Source organism: Pseudonocardia sp. DSM 110487 (assembly GCF_019468565.1).
Taxonomy (GTDB): Bacteria; Actinomycetota; Actinomycetes; order Mycobacteriales; family Pseudonocardiaceae; genus Pseudonocardia.
In genome coordinates, this window is sequence record NZ_CP080521.1 from 3,618,759 (window position 1) to 3,636,067 (window position 17,309).

Sequence of the window (17,309 nt, forward strand, 5' to 3'; positions counted from 1 at the left end):
TGGGGTCAAGGCCAGTGCCTGGGGGTCAAGGGGTCGCAGGTTCAAATCCTGTCGTCCCGACGGCGCGATGGGCGGTTCCCTTGCTACTGGGGAGCCGCCCATCAGTCTATCTACCAGCGGAAACGCCCGCTTCTAACGATCTTCAGTTGATCATTACTTGATCTTGCTCGGCTGTCCACCGTGGTCGTTAAGCGGCAAACAGGAGCGAATCTGGAGCGGCGTGCCCCCGGCTTTGACTGAACCCGCCATATGGGGTCAGCTTCCTTGTCGAGATCGCACCAAATGGGGTCAAGAGTGGCCGACGTCACATGGCGGCGGTTAGGGCACCGGAGCCGTCCGACGCCCGTGTTTCTCAGGTCAGAACCCGTCGCGGTGGTAACGCTGTAGGGGACTGCTGGACTGCGTGAGACGCCCACCCACTCGACGGGTTTGCGTGAAGACGATCGGGTCATGCTGAAGGCGCCCATCGGGTATACAGGGCGAGGCACGGGTTGCCAGTTGCTGATGAACGTGATCAGTCGCGCTCCCTGATCGTTCATGGTTGGCCAGCACGGGCAACGCAACCTGGCCGGTATGGGCACGCATCACTGGCGGCGGTCGCCGATGGCTCGGGCGAGGCAAGCGGGGCACACAGATATGCCAGGCCGAAGCGGTGCACCGCGACGCGCGGAGCCTGTCGATGGTCGCCGAGACTCCGAGGAATCGCGACCCGGGCCAGTCGCCGTCGCTGGCGCTCACACGCCGACTGCGGCAAGCGTCGTTTTTGCAGCACAGCCGCGCGGCGCCTCTACCAGCACAAACCGTCCAGTCTGACCCGGTCGGCTGATGTGGCCGCCCTTCTTGTTCGGGGCGGCGGCGAGCGCGAGGATCCGCACAGATCTCCGATCGGGTGACGGGGAGTGTGATCATTCTGGCGGAGGAGGCCGACGCCCGCGGCTTGGAACTCGCATGTCGCAGCGATGCGGGCGGAACGATGGTGGGATCGGGGAAGCTCGCAGGGCGCAGCCCAGCCCCCGCAGCTGATCTTCGCTCACATCGAGCGATGGATGGCCCGCAACTGCGGCCACGGCTCTTCAGGGGGGCTTCCCGGCGTTGGGGCGGCGTTGCCGTCGACGCCTGCGGGAATGCGCGACCTACGACTGCGACTGAGCTGGGAGGGATTGTCTGCCGTTCGAAGAGAGCCCGAGTGTGGCGAGCCGACAGATCGCGGCCCACCACACTCACGAAATGGTGGCTAACCGTTGAGCTGTCTGACGGCCTCGACGATCTCCGGGTCGTCGGACTGCAGCCGTCCGGCGAATCCGGCCATCTCCAGGGGGTAGTGGTTCATCATGATGAGCGTCTCGTCGGTGTTGGCCAGGCCGGAGTAGGCCTCGCCCACTGCCGCATGGATCTTGGCCGCCATCACGCGTCGGGCGTCGATGCTGTTCAGCTCGGGAGCCTCCAGGAAGCACATCGGCCGGGGCGGCTCGGCTCCGACCCGCCCGTCCTGGGCGATGTTCTCGGCCGGGTACTCCCGCAGCCACACGCGGACGTCCTGGAACTGGTAGGCCTCCTCGATCGCATCGCTGACCTGCCGCATCAGCTTCTGCTTGGTCCCTGCGTCCGCTCCGACCGGAGCGTCGATCAACATAATCGGCACCTGGACTCCTCGTTCCTTCGAGTCACTGCTCGGATCACCGGCTCGGCACCGGAGCGGTCGGTTCATGCCCCAACTGCTAGTCGAACAGTACGACTATGAAGTTGGAAAAAGCAACTATGAAGACGAACTGTCCGATCTCTGCTGGTAGAGTCGGGTCTGTGGTCGGCAGGCGGAAGTACGACAGCGACGGGTGCCCGATGGCCCATGGGCTCGATCTGATCGGCGAGCGCTGGGCGTTGCTGGTGGTCCGTGAGCTGCTGCTCGGGCCCAAGCGCTTCACCGACCTGCGGAGGGGTCTGCCCGCCGCCAGCCCCGACATGATCAGTCAGCGGCTGCGGGAACTCGGCGAGTCGGGGATCGTACGGCGTCGCAGGCTGGCCGCGCCCGCGGCGTCGTGGGTGTACGAGCTCACCGAGTGGGGCAGCGAGCTGGAGCCGGTGGCGCTCGCGCTGGCGAAATGGAGTAGCCGCTCGCCGGGCATGCACCCCGACGCCCCGATCGGGGCCGACTCGGTGGTGCTCTCGCTGCGTGCGCTTTTTGACGCCCCGGCGGCGCGCGGGTTCCACGCGGGCATCGCGCTGTGCCTGAACGAGGACTGGTTTCGGATCACCATCGCTGACGGCGAGCTGCAGGCGATACGGGGCGAGCCGGACTCCGGCGACGCATTGCTGCGTAGTGACCCCGATACCTTCTCCGCGCTGCTGACCGGCCGGGTCACCCTCGCCGACGCCGAGAATGCAGGCGCCGTGAGCCTGGAGGGAGACCGGGCTGCCGTGGAACGCGCGCTCCAGCTCTTCCCGGTGCCGGAACCAATTAGCTGACCCCAGTCCTCGACATGCTGTTTCGGTGCGATGATGCAGTGCCCGAGCAACGTGGGGTAGAGACGACCCAGGAGCCGGCAACTCGGCAGGCGTGAATCCGGCCACGCCAGCGACTCTTGATCATCGCGCATGATCATCCGGTCAGTGACCGGATATACACGGCCGGCCGTTCGGGACCTCGGCCGAGCTGGTGTGCGTCCCGGCGGCGCACGCGGTGCCGCTGCCGGCCGCGGCACCCCGAGGCGGACGGCGTCTGCCTCGGGGTGCCGGCACTCACGGCGCACCGCTGCGTGCACGCCGACGGCCCGGTCGAGGGCACGACGGTCCTCGTGACCGGGGGCGCGGGTGCCGTCGGCCGCTACGCGCTGCAGTTCGCCGCGCTGGCCGGTGCCACGGCGATCGCGACCGCCAGCACCCCGGAGAAGCAGGCGATCGCGCTCGGCCGGTGCGCGCCACGTCGTGGACCGCTTCGCGCCGGACGCCGCGGCGGCGGTGCGGGATCTGGCCGGTCCGTCCGGGGTCGCTCGCAACGTCGACGTCGCGTTCGGCGCCAACCTGCCGCTGGTCGACGCCGTCGTGGCGCCGAACGCGACCGTCGCGACGTACGGCTCGGACGCAGACCCGGCGCCCCGGCTGCCCTTCTACTCGCTGATGCGGCGCGGCATCACCATCCGCACGGTGCTGGTGTTCACCATGCCGGCGGCGGCGCTGGCGTCCGCGGTCGAGGAGGTCAGCGGCCTGCTCGCGAGCGGCCGCCTGACCCACGCCGTCGGTGGCACCTTCCTGCTCGACGAGGTCGTCGCTGCCCACCGGGCCGTCGAGTACGGCACTCACCCCGGCCGCGTCCTCCTGCGCATCGACGGCTCGCCGGCGTAGCGACGACGCCGTCGGGGAGGCACTGCTCAGCGCCCGCTGGCCCACACCCGCCGGGCCACGGGCGGCAGGACGCGGCCGAACACGTGGCCCGCGAAGTGCCCGCCGGCGAGGATCGTCGCCGGGTCCTCGAGCTGCGCGAGCAGCCGTTCGCGCGTCTGCGTGGCCTGCTGGGCGTCGTGGTCGAACAGGAACGACCAGCTGCTCTCGGTGACCTGGACCTGGCAGTGCATCACGTCGCCCAGCACGATCACCGTCCGCTCGTCGCGCCCGGTGGGGTCGGTGATCTCCAGGCTGCAGTGGCCGGGTGTGTGCCCCGGGGTGGCGAGTACCCGCACGCCGGGGGCGATCTCCGCGCCGTCGTCGACGAACGCGATCGCGGCGGTCAGCGGGGTCTGGACGGCGGCGAGATCGGGTCCGAGGAGCTCCTCGGTGCCCTTCCAGTGCTGCCACTCCGCGGCGCTGACCAGGTGCCGCGCCCGCGGGAACGTGAGGCCGTCGACGACCTGCCCGGGCGCGGCGTTCGGCGCGGGGGCGACGTTGCTGGTCCATCCGACGTGGTCGTGGTGCAGGTGGGTGAAGAACACGGTGTCGATGTCGTCGGGCCGCAGGCCCTCCGCCGCCAGGCCCGCCAGCAGGCGGCCGCCGTGGAAGGTGGCTACGTCGGGAACGGCGAAGTCCACCGCACCCAGACCCAGGTCGACGAGGATCGCCCGCTCCGGGGTGCGGACGAGGAAGGACCCGATGCTGACCGGGAACCGGCCGTCCTGGTCGAGGTAGGCGGCGTGCGTGGCCCAGCCCTCCGGCTGGCTGGCCGGGAACAGGACCGCGGGATCGAGCCGGCCGTGCCCGTCGGGCAGGTAGGTGAGGGTCGTGTCGCCTACGTGGACCTGGGCTCGCTCGGCGGGGAGGACCATGACTGCTCCTGGAGTCGGCGCGGCGGGCCGGTCCCGCCGTCGTACTCACTATCGGGCGGCTACTCTCCGATGGGGAGTACGCACTTGCAAGTGCGTCGGACTCGCGGCTGCCCGCCGTGCTCACCGCTGGTTAGTGTGGGGGCCGTGGCTCGGCATCCCGCGCAGCGCCGTCCCCGCCCGGGTAGCCCGGGGCGGGCGCGCGTCCCCCTCTCGTGGTTGCCCGACGGGCATCCCGCCGACGTCTACTCCGCACCGTGCCCGTCGCGGGCCGCCCTGGACCGGATCGCCGACAAGTGGACGGCGCTGCTGGTCGGTGCACTGTTCGCCGGCCCGCGCCGGTTCAGCGAGCTGCGGGCCGACGTCGACGGCATCAGCGAGAAGATGCTCACCCAGACCCTGCGCAGCCTGGAGCGTGACGGCCTGGTCGACCGCCAGGTCCACCCCGGGGTCCCGCCCCGCGTCGACTACAGCCTGACCGAGCTCGGACGCACCCTGGAAGCGCCGCTGGCGGCCGTGCGGGACTGGGCCGAGCGGCACATCAACGCGATCGAGTCGGCCCGCCTCCACCACGACCTGCCCCGCGGCGTTCCGCGGAACGCACCCGCACGGCCGCCGGCACCGTCAGGTCGACTGGCCCGCCCTGGCGGTGCGGAGCAGCTCCAGGACCACGCCGAGCAGCGGTGACTCCTGGCCCCCTCCCGGACGGCGGCGAACAGGTGCCGACGCGGGCTCTGGTCGCGCACGGGCCGGACGGTCAGCGCGGCGGGTAGGTCGTGCTGCGCCAGGCGCGGCATCAGCGCCACGCCGTCCCCCCGGCGACCAGCCGGGACAGGCCGTGCCAGTCGTCCACCCGGTGCGCGATCGCGGGCGTGAAGCCGGCGGCGGCGCACGCCGCCGCGGTGATCAACATTGCTGTTCCCGGTCAGGCTGCGGCGCCGCCTCGCCGGAAAATGGTGAGGCGGCGCCGAGCCGTCTGGGGAGCGGGGGTTCCCACGTGTCCCGAAGACCACCAGCCCGCCGTGGCGTCAGAGCAGCTTGTCCAGGGTGATGGGCAGGTCGCGGACCCGGCGACCGGTGGCGTTGAAGACGGCGTTGGCGATCGCCGCCGCCGACCCCACGGTGCCGAGCTCGCCGATGCCGCGGACGCCCGCCGGGTTGAAGGCGGTGTCCGGGTACTGCACGAAGTGCACGTCGATGGGGGGCACGTCGGCGTTGACCGGCAGCAGGTACTCGGCGAGGTTGGCGCCGGCGAACCGGCCGGTTGCCGACTCGATGCGGACGCTCTCCAGCAAGGCGTGGCCGATGCCGAAGATGACCCCGCCGACGATCTGACTGGTCGCTGTCTTGGGGTTGATGATCTGACCGGCGTCCACCACGGTGGTGAACCGCGACAGTCGCGGCTCCCCGGTCCAGCGGTTGACGCGCGCCTCGCAGAAGTGCGCGCCGAAGGAGTAGAACTCCAACCCCTGCTGGTCGGCTCCGAAGCCGATGCCCTCGGTGGCTTCGACGGCCGGGGTGCCGGTCGCCTGCAGCAGGTCACCGAAGCCGACCGTGCGGCCGGCGGCGGCGAGGGCGCCGTCGGCGTACCGCACATCCTGCGGGTTCATGCCGCGGAACGGCGAGCTCGGGTTCTCCACCGCCATCTGGATCAGCGCACGCTGGGCAGAGCCGGCCGCGAGCCGCAGTGCCGATGCGACGCTGGCGGTGGAGGCGGAGCTGACAGCGCCGAAGTTGCTCGGCAACGCGGAGTCACCGATCTCCGGGGTGATCCGATCCATGGGGATGCCCAGTGCGTCAGCGCCGAGCTGGGTCAGGACGGTCCACATGCCCGTGCCCAGGTCCGCGGTGGCCGTGGAGATGGTGGCGGTGCCGTCGGCCTGCAGGCGTATGCGTACCTGGCCCGGCAACCGCGACGCGGGGTAGAACGCGGTGGCCATGCCCATGCCGACCTGCCAGTCGCCGTCGGTGACCGCGCCTGGGACCGGGTTGCGCCGGGACCAGCCGAACTTCTCGGCCCCGACCCGGTAGCACTCGTCGAGGTGTTTGCTGGAGAACGGTTGGCCGCTGCCGGGGTGGACGGTGGCGTAGTTCTTCATCCGCAGCTCGAGCGGGTCCATCCGGAGCTGGACGGCCAGCTCGTCCATGGCGCTCTCGATCGCGAACGCACCGGGCTCCTCGCTCGGAGCGCGCATGATGATGCACGGCGGCGTGTCGGGTGTCACGACCCGCTGTCCGGCATGGATGTTGTCGCAGCGGTAGAGCGCCAGCGTCGTGCTGTTGGGCGCATGCGGTGGTGTCCCACCCAAGGCGGACGCGCTGGAGTGTGCCTCGTGCTTCACCGCGGTGAGCACGCCGCCGCGGGTGGCGCCGAGCTCCACGGTCTGGGCCACCGTCGACCGGTGTCCGGTGGCGGTGAACATCTGCTCCCGGGTGAGCACGGTGCGCACGGGCCGGCCGAGGTCGCGCGCCGCGGCCACCGTGAGGACGGCGTGCCCCCAGGTCTGCGCCTTGTTGCCGAAGGCGCCGCCGACGTACGGACTGATCACGTGCACGCTCGCCGGATCCACTCCCACGGCCTGCGCGATGGCCTGGGCGTGCCCGGTCGCTCGCTGGGTGCCGCTGTAGACGGTCACAGAGCCGCCTTGCCACACCGCCACGGTGGAGTGCGGCTCCATCGGGTTGTGGAGTTTGATCGGCTGGCTGTAGGCGGCGGACACGGTGACGTCGGCGGCGGCGAGCGCAGCGTCGACCGAGGCGACTCCGGGGGCCAGCCGGTCCACGATCGTTGGTCCGAAGAACTGCTCTTCGGCGACCGTGGCCTGCGGAATGTTGTCCTCGAACGAGGCCACCGGCGGTTGCGCGTCGTAGGTCGCCCGCACCAGCGCGGCGGCGTCGCGCGCCTGCTCGAACGTCTCGGCGACGACCAGCCCGATGACCTGCCCGTGGTGGTGCACCGCAGTGTCCCGCAGCGGCACCCAGTTCGGGCCGATCGGGAGGCTCTCGGTCTCGTTCAGCCCCAGCGAGCGGAACGGCGTGTAGACGGCCAGTACCCCGGGAGAGCGCTCGGCCGCCTCGGTGTCCATCGACCGGACGGTGCCTCGGGCCACCGTGCTCAGCACGAGGTAGCCATGGGACAGCCGGTCCACGTGGTTGTCGGAGGCGTAGGGGGCACCGCCGGTGACCTTGAGGCGCCCGTCGACCCGGTTGACCGGTGTCCCGAGCGGGGACTGCTGTGCTTTTGCTTCGCCCGCGAGTTCGCGCACGGCCATGCTCACCCTCCCAGACCCATCACGGCGCGGACGATGGTCCGCTGCAGCAAGGTGACCTTGAATTCGTTGTGCGCCAACGGGCGGGCGTCCGCCACGGCGCGTGCGGCGGCCGCCTCGACCACGTCCTGGCGCAGCGGCTGGTTGCGCAGCGCGTCCTCGACCGCGGGTAGTCGCCACGGCCTGGTGCTCACGCCGCCCACCGCGAGCCGCACGTCCCGGATGGTCGGCCCCACCAGATCCGCCGCGACGGCCACCGAGGCCAGCGCGAACTCGTACGACACCCGGTCCCGGATCTTGAGATAGGTCGATCGACGGGCCCAGGCGAGCCGGGGCACCAGCACCCCGGTGATCAGTTCGCTGGGGCGCAGGTCGTGTTCGAGGTGCGGGGTGTCGCCCGGCAGCAGAAAGAAGTCGGCCAGCGGCACGGTGCGGGTGTTCGCGCGGTCCCGCAGCTCGACCGAGGCGTCCAGCGCCACGAGCGCCACCGCCAGGTCGCTGGGGTGGGTGGACACGCAGGCGTCGCTGGTGCCGAGGATGGCGTGCATGCGGTTCTCGCCGTCGCGGGCGGGACAGCCGGTGCCGGGTTCTCGCTTGTTGCACGGGGTCGTGGTGTCGCGGAAGTAGCCGCACCGGCTGCGCTGCAGCAGGTTGCCGCCGATGCTGGCCATGTTGCGCAGCTGCCCGGAGGCGCTGGCCAGCAGCGCCTCGGCGATCACCGGGTAGGCGGCGGTCACCGATGGATGGGCGGCGATGTCGCTCATCCGCTCCAGCGCCCCGATGCGCAGCCCCTGCTGGTCCTCCTGAACACCGCGCAGGGGCAGCTGGTTGATGTCCACCACGTGCTGGGGTGTCATCACGTCGAGCTTCATCAGGTCCACGAGGGTGGTGCCGCCCGCCAGGTAGGCCGAGGCGTCGCCGGCCCGGCCGAGCGCCTCGTCGACGGTGTGCGGGACGGCGAAGTCGTAGGGTCGCATCAGCCACCCACCCCCGGGGCGGTCTTGATCGCCTCGACGATGTTGTCGTACGCGCCGCAGCGGCAGATGTTGCCGCACATGGACTCGCGGATCTCCGCGTCGGAGCCGGTGTGGCCCTCTCGCACCACCGCCACCGCCGACATGATCTGCCCGGGCGTGCAGAACCCGCACTGGAACGCGTCGTGGTCGATGAACGCCTGCTGCATCGGGTGCAGCCGGTCGCCGCTCCCCGCCGGGGCCAGGCCCTCGATCGTGGTCACCGGCCGCTCGGCGACCGAGGCGGCCAGCGTCAGGCAGGACAGCACCCGCCGGCCGTCCACGTGGACGGTGCACGCGCCGCACTGGCCGCGGTCGCATCCCTTCTTCGTGCCGGTCAGCTGTATCCGGTCGCGCAGCGCGTCGAGGAGGGTCACCCGCGGGTCGATCCGCAACTGCTCGGTGCGGTCGTTCACGTTCAACGTGACGTCGATCAGGTGCTCACCCGTCGGGTCGGTGTCCACGACCGTGGTACAGGCCGCTGCGGCGGTCATCGTCGCCGGCGCGCCGACCGCGACACCGGCTACTACGGCGGTGCGGCTCAGGAAGTCCCTGCGGGACACGCCTGGGGCTTGGTCTCGGTCGGCCACCGACCCTGGTGAGGGTTCCCTTGCCATCATCGCGACTCCAGGTCTCAATCAGCTGGGGAGAGTTCGAGGATTGGATCGAATCAAAAGTTTGATGCTCGTGAAGTCCCGTACCCTGCAGGCATGGGGCGGGCTGGTGAGGACTTGGTGGGGGTGACGTGCCAAACGGTGGGCTGGGCGCTCCGGCGGGCGGAGTTGGCCGTACAGGCAGTCAAGGAGCAGCGGCTGCGAGGGCTGGGCATGGCGTCGGCCCACTTCTCCCTGCTGATCATGATCCACAATGAGCCAGGCCTCACCGGGGCGGAGCTGGCCCGCCGCCTGAACGTCACACCCCAGGCGGTGGCGTCACTGGTGGCCAGGCTGGAGGACCGGGGTCAGCTGGAGCGCCGACCACATCCGCGCCACCGCCACGTGCAGGAGCTCCATCTCACCGACGCCGGCCGCGACGCGCTGCGCTCTGCCGTCCCCGAGATCGCGGCGATCGAGCAGCGGATCACCCAGGAGTTGGGTCCCGATGACGCCTCGCGGATGACCGCCCTACTCCATCGGATCGCCGACACGGTCGGGGACGACTAGCGCGAGCATCAAGCGTTTGACCGCCGGCACCTGCAGATCACCTGACGTCTGCGGTTACTTGGTCAGAGCGCCCATTGCGCGGTCGAGCATCACGGACATGGGGACGGGACGGCGCCCTCGCAGGCGACCCATCCGGTGGCTGCCGCGTCCAGGCACGCGAGCGCGGCGGCGACCAGCGCGTGGGGGCCGGGGTCTTCGGGCTGGTCGGGGGAAGCTCCCGCCCGTCGGGCGATCTCCGGGACGAGGAGGTTCTGCCAGCTCAGGTGCTTCTCGTAGTGCCGGGCCCGCAGCGACGGAGTCTCCTGGAGCATGCGCAGATAGGCGAGTGCCTGCTCGGGGGCTTCCTCGTTCATTCGGACGAGAACGTCGAACGCCCGGCGCAGCGCCTCCCATGTCGCTCGTGTTCCGGTCGGGCAATGAGCGCCTCGGCGATCCGGCGGCCCGATTCCTCCAAGCGGCCCAGGACGATGTCTTCCTTGGTGCCGAAGTGTCGGAAGAGGCTGGCGCCTGACAGGCCGGCCTGGGCGGCGATCTGGTCGACGGTCGTCTTGTCGAATCCCTGCTCGGTGAAGAGCCGGTGGGCCACTGCAACCACCGACACCATAGATCGTCTCGACCCGGTTCAGCTTCAGTGCGAGCGGTATGGCCTCCCTCGACTTGCCGTTCTGCGCACCTGAAAGCGTTGTGCCGGGGACGGGAAGGCCCGCGCCCCCGGCACTTGGTGGATCAGGCGCTCACGGTGGCCGCGCCATCGGGCTCGTCCGCGGGCACCTTGGCTGGCGGCACGTGCCGCAGCAGGGTGATCGCGAGCAGCGCCGCGCCCGCGACCAGCACCGCCGCCACCACACCGGCCACGTTGAGCCCGCTGGTGAACGCCTCCCGCGCTGTTGCCGCCAACGACTGCGCCGCGTCGCCGGGCAGCGCGGAAGCCTCGTTCAGCGCGCCCGACAGCGAGTCCGCGGCCTGGGCGGACAGGCCGGACGGCACCGTGGCGTGGTAGACGGCCGTGCCGATGCTGCCCATCACCGCGATGCCGAGCGAGACGCCCAGGTCGATGGAGGTGGAGCTGACCGCCGACGCGGCGCCCTGCTTCTCCTGCGGCGTAGCCGACATCACCAGGTTGGTTGTCAACGCCATCGTCGGCGCGATGCCCGGGTAGAGCAGGTAGAACCCGGTGATGAGCATCGGCAGCCCGGCGACGCTTTCGACCTGGGTCAGCACGATGTACCCGGCCATCGAGAACAGCGCGCCGACGGCCACCACGTACGCCGGCCGAACCTTTCGCGCCACGATCGGCGACAGCGTCGACACCACCACCAGCATCACCGCGGCGGGCAGGATCCACAGTCCCGCCGCCAGCGGCGACAGCCCGGCCACCTGCTGGAGGTACTGGGTGAACAACAGGTAGATGCCGCCGAGCGCGATGGCGGACAGCAGCCACACGCCCAACGCGCCGCTGAACGAGCGGCTCCGGAACAGCCGCATGTCGAGCAGCGGGGTATCCAGGCTGAGCTGCCGGCGGACGAACAGAACCCCGAATGCGATGCCGACCAGCGTCGCCACCACGGCCGTCACGGTCAGCCCCGACTTGGCGTAGTCCTTGACCCCGTAGACGAACGGCAGCAGCGCGGCCATGGACAGCAGCACGCTCAGCACGTCCGGCATCCGCTGCCCGGCAGCGTCCGGCGCCTTGTACTCCGCCACCAGCAGCGGTGCCAGGATCACGACCAGCGCCATCACCGGCACGCCGATCAGGAGCGCGGCGCCCCACCAGAACGCCTCCAGCAGCAGCCCGCCGAGCAGCGGGCCGAGCGCGACGCCGACCGACACCGAAGCGGCCCACATCCCGACCGCCGTCGCCCGCTGCCGCGGGTCCTTGAACATATTGGGGACCAGCGACAACGTCGACGGCATCACGGCCGCCGCCCCGACACCCATCAACGCGCGCGCCGCGATCAGCACCTCGATGTTCGGCGCGAACGCGGCGATCACCGAACCCACGCCGAACACGACCGCGCCGAGCAGCAGCACCCGCCGGCGGCCGACCCGGTCGCCGATGGTGCCCATGGCCACCAGGAGCCCGGCCATCGCGAACCCGTACACGTCGTTGATCCACAGCAGCTGGTCACTGCTGGGCCGCAGGTCGGCGGCGATGTGCGGCGTCGCCAGGAACAGCACGGTCTGGGCCACGAACAGCAGCGCGGTCGGCAGCAACAGCACGATGAGTCCGAGCCATTCCTTGGTTCCGGCCCGGTCACCGACTTCGACAGACATGGTAATTCTTTCCCTCGCTCGAACCGCGCGGGCGGTTGGTCCGCCCGTTGGGAACCACGGTGGCCGGTGCCGCTTCAGGGATCGTCCAGACCGACTTCGGGTCGCCTTCGGGTACCGTTCGACCGTGCGCTTCGGGGTGCTCGGCCCGCTCGCGGCATGGACCTCCGACGGCCGCCCGGTCCGGGTTCCCGAGTTGAAGGTCAGGTCGTTGCTCGCCCAGTTGGCGGTCGAGGCGGGCCGTGTGGTGCCCGCCGACCGGTTGATCGACCGCCTGTGGGGCGACCGGCTGCCCGCGAACCCCGCGGCCGCGCTGCAGACCAGGGTGTCCCAGCTCCGCGCCGCGCTGGACGACGCCGAGCCCGGCGCTCGGCGGCTCGTCGTCTCCCGCCCGCCCGGCTACCTGCTCGACGTCGCACCGGACGCGGTGGACGCCGGGCGGTTCGAAGCGCTACTCGCCGAAGCCGCCATGATCGGTGACCCGCGGGCGCGGGTCGCGGTGCTGGACGACGCGTTGGCGTTGTGGCGGGGTTCGGTGCTGGCCGACTTCGTCGACGAGGCATTCGCCCGGGAGGTCACGGCCCGGCTGGTCGAGATGCGCCTCACCGCGTGGGAGCAGCGGGCCGAGGCACGCCTGGAGTTCGGCGAGCCCGGGGTGCTGGCCGACGAGCTCGGCGACCTGGTGGCCCGCCACCCGCTGCGCGAACGCCTCCGAGCCGCCCACCTGCGCGCCCTGTACCAGGCCGGGCGGCAGGGCGAGGCACTGGCGGGCTACCGCGACGTGCGGGCCAGGCTGAGCGCGGAGCTCGGCGTCGAGCCGGGCCCGCGGCTGGCCGCGCTGCACCGCGCGATCCTGGAGCAGGACCCGTCGCTCGGCGGCGCGGTGGAGCCGCCGACGAACCTCCCGCACCTGCTCGGCGACCTGGTCGGCCGGGAAGCCGACCTCGGCGAGGTGCGGTCGCTGCTCGCGGCGGACCGGCTGGTCACCCTCACCGGCCCGGGTGGCGTCGGCAAGACCCGCCTGGCACTGGCCATGGCCCGGGAGCTGGTCACCGAGTTCCCGGACGGCACCTGGCTGGTCGAGCTGGCCGCGCTGCCAGCGGGCGCGTCGCCGGACGAGGTGGCCGCGCTGGTCGCGGCGAGCGTGGGCATCCGCGACTGCGTCGTGACCGACCTGGCGGGCACGCTCGCCGAGGCGTTGCGCGCCAAGCGGATGTTGCTCCTGCTCGACAACTGCGAGCACGTCGCACCGGCCGCGGCGGAGCTGGCCGCGGGGCTGCTGCGCGCCGCCCCGGGGCTGCGGGTGCTGGCCACCAGCCAACGCCGGTTGGCCGTGACCGGTGAGCTGCTGTGGACCGTGCCGCCGTTGGCCGAGCCCAGCGCCGTCGAGCTGTTCACGGCCCGAGCGGCGGCGGGCGCGCCCGGTTTCACCCTCGACGCGGACAACGCCGACGCCGTCGCCGCGATCTGTCGCAGGCTGGACGGCATCCCGCTGGCACTGGAACTCGCCGCCACCAGGGTCCGCGCGTGGGGCGTGCACGAGGTACTGGCGCGGCTGGACGACCGGTTCCGCGTGCTGACCGCCGGGCCCAGTGACACGCCCGCCCGCCAGCGGACCCTGCGGGCGATGCTCGACTGGAGCTGGGAGCTGCTGACCGAGGCTGAGCGGACCGTGCTGCGCCGGCTGTCCGTGCACGTGGACGGGTGGACGTTGAGCGCGGCGGAGGCCGTGTCCGGCGGCGGCGGCCTCGACGTGCCGGACCTGCTGGCACGCCTGGTCGACCGCTCGCTGGTGGCCGCCCCCATCGCCGACCCGCCCCGATACCGGCTCCTGGAGTCGGTCGCCGAGTACGCCTCGGCGAAGCTGCGTGAGGCGGGCGAGGTCGCTGAGGTCGAGCGACGGCACCGGGACCACTACGCGCGGCTCGCCGCGACCGCCGACCCGCACCTGCGCGGACCCCGGCAGCGGCAGTGGCTGCGCCGGCTTGACGCCGAGGCCGCCAACCTGCGTGTCGCGATCGACCACGCGGCCCGCGACGGCGAGGCGTTGCCGCTGGTCGAGTCGTTGGCCTGGTACTGGGTGCTACGCGGTCGGCTCGGCGAGGGGCGGCGGGCGCTGACCGCGGCGCTGGCAGCCGACCGTCCCGACGGCATTGCGGGCACGGTCCGGGTGTGGCACAGCGCGTTCAACCTGCTCATGGGCGTCGGGTCCGGGCTGGTGCCGCCGCCCGAGACAAGGCCGACCGGCGCGGAGGCCGCGGCCCGGCGGGCGCGGGCCGAGTGGTTCCTCGGTTTCACCGGCCTGGGCATGGGCGAGCTGAGCGTCGGCCACGACCTCGTCGCCGGGGCGCTGGCGGTGTTCGAGGACCAGGGCGACCGGTGGGGCACAGCGGCCGCCCACGGCACGCTCGCACGGTACGCGTTGGCGCGCAGCGACCTGGACGCGATGGCCCGGCACGGCGAGCGCAGCATGGCCCTGTTCACCGAGGCGGGTGACCGGTGGGGGCAGCTCCACGCGACGTTCGGCCTCGGCACGCACGCGGAGGTCATCGGCGACTACGACCGCGCGGCCGAGCTGCACCGCGGCGGCCTGCGGATCGCCGAAGAGCTGGGCCTGAGCACCGAGGTGTCGGACAAGCTGTCCGCGCTCGGCCGGATCGCGGTGCTGACCGGCGACCACGAGCAGGCCGACGAGCTGCACGAACGCGCCCGCGTGCACGCCGTCGCGCAGGGCTACACGATCGGCGAGGAGTTCGCCGATCTGGGCTTGGCGCTGAGCGCGCGGCGGCAGGGGCGGTTCGATGCGGCCGAGGCGTGGCTGCGCAGGTGGCTGGTCTACGACCGGCGGCTGGAGTCGGACATGGCGATCGCCCTCATCCTCGCCGAGCTGGGCTTCATCGCCGAACAGCGCGGTGACGCCGAGGCCGCCTGCGCCCTGCACCTGGAAGGGCTGGCGGCGGCGCGCAAGGCGGCCGACCCGCGTGCGGTGGCGCTGGCGCTGGAAGGGCTCGCCGGCGTGGAAGCGATCTGCGGCGCCCACGAGCGGGCGGCGCGGCTGCTCGGGGCCGCCGCCGCGCTGCGGGCACGGGTCGGCGCGCCGTTGCCGGCCGGTGAACGGGGGGACGTCGACCGGATCACCGCGACGTGCCGTGCGGCGGTGGGTGAGGACGCGTTCGCTTCGGCGTTCGACCACGGCCGAGTGCACGGCGAGTCCGAAGTGGACCTCCTCGTGGCCCACAGGTAGGGCGATGACTTGTTCGTGGGCCGGCTGACGGGAGTGGGCACGAGGGAACCGGGGTCGTGCAGCGGATGGGCGAGATCGACGACCCGACCGGAACGACCGCGCGAGCGGCACCACGAGGGGCAGGCAGCGGGCTCGATCCCCATTAACCGTGAAGGTCTGGACGGCGCCCGCAATTCATTCGAATGGCGCGCCCGCGCTGGTCGACCCTTGTTGACGGCCGGTATCGATGCCCATGCCATCACTTGGCAGCACATCGATCGGTCAGGGCTGAGTAGCAATGCCGGCGTTCCGGCCGGGCGTCCAGACCGCCATCCGCTCGGAGAACTGGATGAACTCCTCGGCGCGGCGGCTGAGACGGGCGGTATCGGACCATGCGACGACGACGCGGTACTCGGGCGCGGGCGGTGTGACGGGTTTGCAGATCAGTGGCAGCCCTTCGAGGCTGACGTCGATGGGCCAGTGCTGGACGAGCGTGGTGTATCCGGTGCCGCGGGCGACGAGCGACCGTACGACCTCGATGTTGGTGGACATGTGGGCGATGCGGATCGAGAGTCCGGCTTCCTCGATCATCTTGCGGGCGTTCTCCGGGCTCGGCGGCACGCCGTGGGCGATGAGGTCGTAGTCGGCGAGGTCGGCGATGGAGAGTGACGGGCGGCCGGCGAGTGGGTGGTCGGCGATCGCCACGAGGTAGCTCAGCTGGCGCAAGGAGAAGCTCGGGATCATAAGCCCTCCTTGTCCGCCCATCACGAGCTCTCGATTCCCAGCCGCTGTAACGGGTGTCACGCTCATCGTAAGTCCAGTTCAGCGAGGTGAGGGATCATGGCGGCACCCGTGCTCGACGTATCGCTCGACGATCTCGTCGCGGATCCTCGACGACCCGCTCACACCGCCGACTACGTCATCGTGCTCGAGGGTTTTGCGGTCGCAGCTGCGCGCCCTGCCGTCCCTGGCCGGTCCGTTCCCGCCCTTCGACCCCGACGGTGCGCCGGCAGACCCCGTCGTCCTCTTCATCGAGTGGCTGCGGAGCGCGATCGATGCCGGTGTTCCGGAGCCGCACGCCACGACCCTCTCGACGGTCGATGGCGATGGTCGACCGTCTGTGCGCGCGTCCTGATCATCAAGAATGTGGACGACAGGGGATGGCAGTTCGCCTCCAGCGCCGCCAGCACGAAGGGGTGCGAGCTCGCCGCCGGGCACCCTCGACACCGCTCGGTTGCAGACCGGCACCGGAAGCAGTACGTAGGCCGGCCGGCTTTCAGTCATTGATGTAGACCATGGACCGAACGGGATCGGAGTAGTCGACCACGACGTATCGGGAAGGATCCTCGTCGTGGGCCTCGAAGACCCCAGGACCAGGCTCGACGGTGCCGATGGTGCGGCCGTCGCCGATGTGCGCCGGGTACGCCAACGGATTCATCGGTGCCTCGAAGCGCGAGGCCCGGAGCAAGTCATCGACCGACTCTGGTGGTACGGCGATGGTGAAGTAGATCGACTTGTCCTGCCAGCAGCCGTACCCCACTCCGACCAGCTCTGCATCGGCTGTCAGCACGATGCCGGATCCAGCGAGGTGCTCGGGTATCCGCTCAGGCGGCGGCGCGCCACATGACACGATGCCACAGCCCGTAGCACCGGCCATGAGCAGAGCCGGAGCCAGCAGCGCAACCAGGCTGCGGCAGACTTGAAAGGAGAAGGACATGGTCCTCACGACCCGCCGCACAGCTGGCCGGTTGGGGTAGGCGAAGCGATCCACCCGCGACCCGTATGCCACCGCTACAGTGGCGCTCCGACCAGGCGCGCGCTGCTCGTTCCGGCGGACCGGCTCGGCTGGGCCGGCAGGAGACCGTCGTAACCAAGCCGAGCCGTGGCCTACATCCCGGCACCCCGCTCGTGTACGACGGGCCGGAGCACCACCTGCTGCAGGTCGAGCTCAGCGAGCAGCTCGGGGCGCTGCTGCACCTGCTCACCCTGCGGCAGCGGGAGGTGCTAGCGCTGCGTCGCCGGAGCACCGCGGCGATGGACGAGGTGCGCGCCGGCCTCCCCCGCCGCCGGGCCGAAGGCAAGCTCTGCTCCAAGCGTTCTACGTAATCACGGAGTCCCTC

At 71.2% G+C, this 17,309-nt stretch carries 16 protein-coding genes; 6 read left to right on the plus strand and 10 right to left on the minus strand.

Features of this window, described 5'->3' with window-relative positions; all coding sequences use genetic code 11:
- Window positions 1-1,234: 1,234 nt before the first annotated feature.
- On the minus strand, window positions 1,235-1,633 hold the full coding sequence (locus K1T35_RS16890; protein ID WP_255622601.1) for a tautomerase family protein: 399 nt from the start codon (window positions 1,631-1,633) through the stop codon (window positions 1,235-1,237).
- 167 nt (window positions 1,634-1,800) lie between these two features.
- Between K1T35_RS16890 and K1T35_RS16895 the strand changes: the two genes are divergently transcribed.
- Together K1T35_RS16895 and K1T35_RS16900 are read left to right on the plus strand one after the other, a co-directional pair.
- Window positions 1,801-2,463: a winged helix-turn-helix transcriptional regulator gene (locus K1T35_RS16895; RefSeq protein ID WP_255622025.1), complete on the plus strand. Its 663-nt coding sequence runs from the start codon at window positions 1,801-1,803 to the stop codon at window positions 2,461-2,463.
- Between the two features lie 387 nt (window positions 2,464-2,850).
- Window positions 2,851-3,339, plus strand: a complete 489-nt coding sequence (locus tag K1T35_RS16900; RefSeq protein WP_255622027.1) for a zinc-binding dehydrogenase — start codon at window positions 2,851-2,853, stop codon at window positions 3,337-3,339.
- Window positions 3,340-3,365: 26 nt separating this feature from the next.
- On the opposite strand, the gene K1T35_RS16905 is transcribed toward K1T35_RS16900, so the two are convergent.
- Window positions 3,366-4,253, minus strand: coding sequence for an MBL fold metallo-hydrolase (locus K1T35_RS16905; RefSeq protein ID WP_220261091.1), 888 nt, complete (start codon window positions 4,251-4,253; stop codon window positions 3,366-3,368).
- A gap of 144 nt (window positions 4,254-4,397) precedes the next feature.
- On the opposite strand from K1T35_RS16905, the gene K1T35_RS48880 reads away from it, so the two are divergent.
- The gene (locus K1T35_RS48880; protein ID WP_370645388.1) at window positions 4,398-4,937 is read left to right on the plus strand and encodes a winged helix-turn-helix transcriptional regulator; all 540 of its coding nucleotides are present in this window, start codon (window positions 4,398-4,400) and stop codon (window positions 4,935-4,937) included.
- Window positions 4,938-5,278: 341 nt separating this feature from the next.
- Here the strand turns inward: K1T35_RS48880 and K1T35_RS16915 are convergent, their stop codons facing one another.
- Genes K1T35_RS16915 through K1T35_RS16925 form a run of 3 tightly spaced genes read right to left on the minus strand, consistent with a single transcriptional unit; the run spans window position 5,279 to window position 8,966 of the window.
- Window positions 5,279-7,522, minus strand: coding sequence for a xanthine dehydrogenase family protein molybdopterin-binding subunit (locus K1T35_RS16915; protein WP_220261093.1), 2,244 nt, complete (start codon window positions 7,520-7,522; stop codon window positions 5,279-5,281).
- Window positions 7,523-7,524: 2 nt separating this feature from the next.
- Window positions 7,525-8,496: a xanthine dehydrogenase family protein subunit M gene (locus K1T35_RS16920; protein WP_220261094.1), complete on the minus strand. Its 972-nt coding sequence runs from the start codon at window positions 8,494-8,496 to the stop codon at window positions 7,525-7,527.
- Window positions 8,496-8,966, minus strand: coding sequence for a (2Fe-2S)-binding protein (locus tag K1T35_RS16925; RefSeq protein ID WP_220262661.1), 471 nt, complete (start codon window positions 8,964-8,966; stop codon window positions 8,496-8,498). Before K1T35_RS16925 ends, K1T35_RS16920 begins: the two co-directional genes overlap by 1 nt.
- 276 nt (window positions 8,967-9,242) lie before the next feature.
- On the opposite strand from K1T35_RS16925, the gene K1T35_RS16930 reads away from it, so the two are divergent.
- A complete protein-coding gene (locus tag K1T35_RS16930) occupies window positions 9,243-9,695 on the plus strand; it encodes a MarR family winged helix-turn-helix transcriptional regulator (RefSeq protein ID WP_255622030.1) in 453 nt (150 codons plus the stop codon).
- Window positions 9,696-9,784: 89 nt separating this feature from the next.
- On the opposite strand, the gene K1T35_RS16935 is transcribed toward K1T35_RS16930, so the two are convergent.
- From K1T35_RS16935 to K1T35_RS16945, 3 genes are all read right to left on the minus strand, one after another.
- Window positions 9,785-10,048 (minus strand): hypothetical protein, encoded by a 264-nt coding sequence (locus K1T35_RS16935; protein WP_220262663.1) that lies wholly within the window; start codon window positions 10,046-10,048, stop codon window positions 9,785-9,787.
- On the minus strand, window positions 10,045-10,281 hold the full coding sequence (locus K1T35_RS16940; protein ID WP_220261095.1) for a helix-turn-helix domain-containing protein: 237 nt from the start codon (window positions 10,279-10,281) through the stop codon (window positions 10,045-10,047). Before K1T35_RS16940 ends, K1T35_RS16935 begins: the two co-directional genes overlap by 4 nt.
- A gap of 140 nt (window positions 10,282-10,421) precedes the next feature.
- The gene (locus K1T35_RS16945; RefSeq protein WP_220261096.1) at window positions 10,422-11,969 is read right to left on the minus strand and encodes an MFS transporter; all 1,548 of its coding nucleotides are present in this window, start codon (window positions 11,967-11,969) and stop codon (window positions 10,422-10,424) included.
- Window positions 11,970-12,093: 124 nt separating this feature from the next.
- Between K1T35_RS16945 and K1T35_RS16950 the strand changes: the two genes are divergently transcribed.
- On the plus strand, window positions 12,094-15,210 hold the full coding sequence (locus K1T35_RS16950; RefSeq protein ID WP_220261097.1) for a BTAD domain-containing putative transcriptional regulator: 3,117 nt from the start codon (window positions 12,094-12,096) through the stop codon (window positions 15,208-15,210).
- A gap of 261 nt (window positions 15,211-15,471) precedes the next feature.
- On the opposite strand, the gene K1T35_RS16955 is transcribed toward K1T35_RS16950, so the two are convergent.
- Together K1T35_RS16955 and K1T35_RS16960 are read right to left on the minus strand one after the other, a co-directional pair.
- Complete coding sequence (locus K1T35_RS16955; RefSeq protein WP_220261098.1) at window positions 15,472-15,933, minus strand: LysR substrate-binding domain-containing protein; 462 nt, start codon at window positions 15,931-15,933, stop codon at window positions 15,472-15,474.
- A 532-nt stretch (window positions 15,934-16,465) separates the two neighbouring features.
- Window positions 16,466-16,960, minus strand: coding sequence for a hypothetical protein (locus K1T35_RS16960; protein WP_220261099.1), 495 nt, complete (start codon window positions 16,958-16,960; stop codon window positions 16,466-16,468).
- Between the two features lie 11 nt (window positions 16,961-16,971).
- Here K1T35_RS16960 and K1T35_RS16965 point away from each other — a divergent pair, with 11 nt between their 5' ends.
- Window positions 16,972-17,295 carry a hypothetical protein gene (locus tag K1T35_RS16965; protein WP_220261100.1) on the plus strand — a complete coding sequence of 108 codons (324 nt, stop codon included), beginning with the start codon at window positions 16,972-16,974 and terminating at the stop codon, window positions 17,293-17,295.
- Window positions 17,296-17,309 lie beyond the last annotated feature (14 nt).

Coding starts and splice junctions, on each gene's coding strand:
- K1T35_RS16955 (WP_220261098.1), bottom strand. CDS start 15,933: ATGATCCCGAGCTTCTCCTTGCGCCAGCTGAGCTACCTCGTGGCGATC.
- K1T35_RS16930 (WP_255622030.1), top strand. CDS start 9,243: ATGGGGCGGGCTGGTGAGGACTTGGTGGGGGTGACGTGCCAAACGGTG.
- K1T35_RS16920 (WP_220261094.1), bottom strand. CDS start 8,496: ATGCGACCCTACGACTTCGCCGTCCCGCACACCGTCGACGAGGCGCTC.
- K1T35_RS16965 (WP_220261100.1), top strand. CDS start 16,972: ATGCCACCGCTACAGTGGCGCTCCGACCAGGCGCGCGCTGCTCGTTCC.
- K1T35_RS16905 (WP_220261091.1), bottom strand. CDS start 4,253: ATGGTCCTCCCCGCCGAGCGAGCCCAGGTCCACGTAGGCGACACGACC.
- K1T35_RS16915 (WP_220261093.1), bottom strand. CDS start 7,522: ATGGCCGTGCGCGAACTCGCGGGCGAAGCAAAAGCACAGCAGTCCCCG.
- K1T35_RS16945 (WP_220261096.1), bottom strand. CDS start 11,969: ATGTCTGTCGAAGTCGGTGACCGGGCCGGAACCAAGGAATGGCTCGGA.
- K1T35_RS16935 (WP_220262663.1), bottom strand. CDS start 10,048: ATGAACGAGGAAGCCCCCGAGCAGGCACTCGCCTATCTGCGCATGCTC.
- K1T35_RS16890 (WP_255622601.1), bottom strand. CDS start 1,633: ATGTTGATCGACGCTCCGGTCGGAGCGGACGCAGGGACCAAGCAGAAG.